This window comes from Streptomyces phaeochromogenes (assembly GCF_001418655.1).
Taxonomy (GTDB): domain Bacteria; phylum Actinomycetota; class Actinomycetes; order Streptomycetales; family Streptomycetaceae; genus Streptomyces; species Streptomyces phaeochromogenes.
In genome coordinates, this window is sequence record NZ_LIQZ01000597.1 from 1 (window position 1) to 2172 (window position 2172).

The window sequence follows — 2172 nt, forward strand, 5'->3', positions numbered from 1 at the left end:
GCGGGAGGGGATTGGAGGGCTCGATGGGCTTGGAGGGTCCGACGGGCTTGGGGGGCTCGATGGGCTCGGCGAGTTCGGCGGGCTTGGAAGGAGCGGGGGCGGGGGTGGTGAGTACGGCCAAGTCGGTGGAGGCGATGGCGAAGCGGATGGCGGGCAGGGCGAGGCCTGTGGCGGACGTGGCTCGGGGCGTGGCGGGCACGGTTCAGGGCATGGTGGACAGGCGGCGGAGCACGGTGGAGATGGTCTAGGTACCGGTCGGCGCGGTTCAGGGAGCGGGGCACATGGCTCGGGGAGCGGAGGACGCGGCTCGGGACAGGGATCGGGTGCGGGTGTACGGAGTGCGGGTCGTGGAGGTGCGAACCGGGTCGGTCCCGCACACGGCGCGTCCGGCGTCCCCCTCGCTGAGCATCAGGTCACACTGCGCACTCCCGCCGAACTGGCAGACGCGCTGCCGTACCTGCTCGGATACCGGCCGGAGGACAGCATCGTGCTCGCCGCCCTGCACGACAGGGACGGGCGTGGCAGGTTCGGCGGACGGGCCCGGCTCGGCATCCCGGGCAACGCGGACGACTGGGCGTCCGCCGCCCGACAGCTGACCGAAGGACTTGTGAAGGGCAGCGAACGCAGGGGCGCGCTGCCCGAGAGCATCGTCGCCTTCCTCTGCCAGGACCCCAAGGACGGAGAGTCGGCCCGGGAAGTCATGGAACGGCTGCGCCCACTCGCGCAGTTGCTGCGCACGGCCTGCGGTGCCCTGGACGTGCCCGTGATCGAGGCCCTGTGCATCTCGGACGGCCGCTTCTGGTCGTACTGCTGTCCCAGTGCACAGTGCTGCCCGTCCGACGGGACACCCATGGGGCTGCCGGGCACGTCCGTGCTGGCTGCCGCGGCCACCTACGCCGGCCTTCAGATTCGGGGATCCCTGCGGGAGTTCAGGGCACGGCTCATTCCGTGGGAAACCGCGGCCGCGCTGGAGCAGGAGTCCGCGCTCAACGCGGTGAGCATGGCGCTGATCCCTCGAATCCTGGACGACGAGATCCGCACAGTCGTGGCGACGGAGACCTTGGATCTGGCTCATCGGGTCATGCGTCGGTTCGCCGACTCCACGTCTGCGGCCGGTGCACCGGGTGTTTCCGGTGCACCGGGTCTTTCCGGTGTACCGGCTGTGTCCGGTGCGGCAAGTGTGTCCGGAGCTCTGTCGGCGGATCTCCGGGACGACGAACTCCTGTGCCACGACGAGGCAGCCACCTTGATCCTCGGCCTCCAGGACCGCACGACGCGCGACCGGGCGGCGGAGTGGATGGAGGGCGACGAGGCCGGACCCGCCCTCCGCCTCTGGCGGGCTCTGGCCCGCCGCTGTGTCGGCCCGTACGGCGAGCATGCCGCGGCGCCGCTCACACTCGCGGGATGGGTCGCTTGGTCCTCCGGCGACGAGCTGGAGGCCCGCGAAGCCCTGGCGATGGCCCTCGGAGCGGATCCGGGATACCTGTTCGCCCGCCTTCTCCACCAGGCGTGCAACGAGGGCCTGGACCCGGAGTCGATTCGCCGCTGCCTCCGCAAGGAGCGCGTGGACCGTGCTGGCGCGGAGACGATCGCCTCGTCGGCCTCGTCGGCGTCCCCGGTCGACGCCGGCGGAGCGTCCGGGGCCGCCTCGATGCCGTCGACCCGAGTGGCTTCCCGTCGTCGACGCAAGCCGCGGTCCACGGGGAGCGCTGAGAGCCGTCCGGGTTCCCGGCCCTCCGGAACAGCGGGCACGCGCCGTCCTCGGTCCACGACCGACGGCTCCCCGGCGCCGGAAGCGCCCACCAGGGCCGGTGACGGGACGGGCGGCGGCACCCGGTCCTGCCGAGGGGCCGGGCGGCATGGGACGAAGCAAGGCGAGACATGAGGGCGGGGGAGTGGCGGCGACCGAGTTGGCCGACTCGGTTCGGATGGTCGGTCTGGTTGCTTCGGGTGGTGGCTTGGGGGCGGCTCGCGAGGCTTGGGCTGGCGTGGGGGTCTGCCGGACTTGGGACGGCGTGGCGTGGCGCGTTCGCCCCGAGCCGTCGGCCGGGAGGCGGATGCGGTCCGAGCGGCCTGCCGGAGGCGAGTGGCGTAGCGCTCCGCGAGGCGGAGGGCCCTGCCCGGTCCCGGGCCGCCGGATGGGGCGAGGGCGACGAAGCGGTTGTTGTGCCA

Annotated in this window: 1 protein-coding gene and 1 pseudogene; one reads left to right on the forward strand and one right to left on the reverse strand. The window is 72.7% G+C overall.

The window, feature by feature from the left end; all coding sequences use genetic code 11:
* A pseudogene (locus tag AOK17_RS51490) lies at positions 1–199 on the reverse strand (hypothetical protein); the annotation flags it as partial.
* 288 nt (positions 200–487) lie between these two features.
* Here AOK17_RS51490 and AOK17_RS46445 point away from each other — a divergent pair.
* Positions 488–1885: a DUF4192 domain-containing protein gene (locus AOK17_RS46445; RefSeq protein ID WP_425424698.1), complete on the forward strand. Its 1398-nt coding sequence runs from the start codon at positions 488–490 to the stop codon at positions 1883–1885.
* Positions 1886–2172 lie beyond the last annotated feature (287 nt).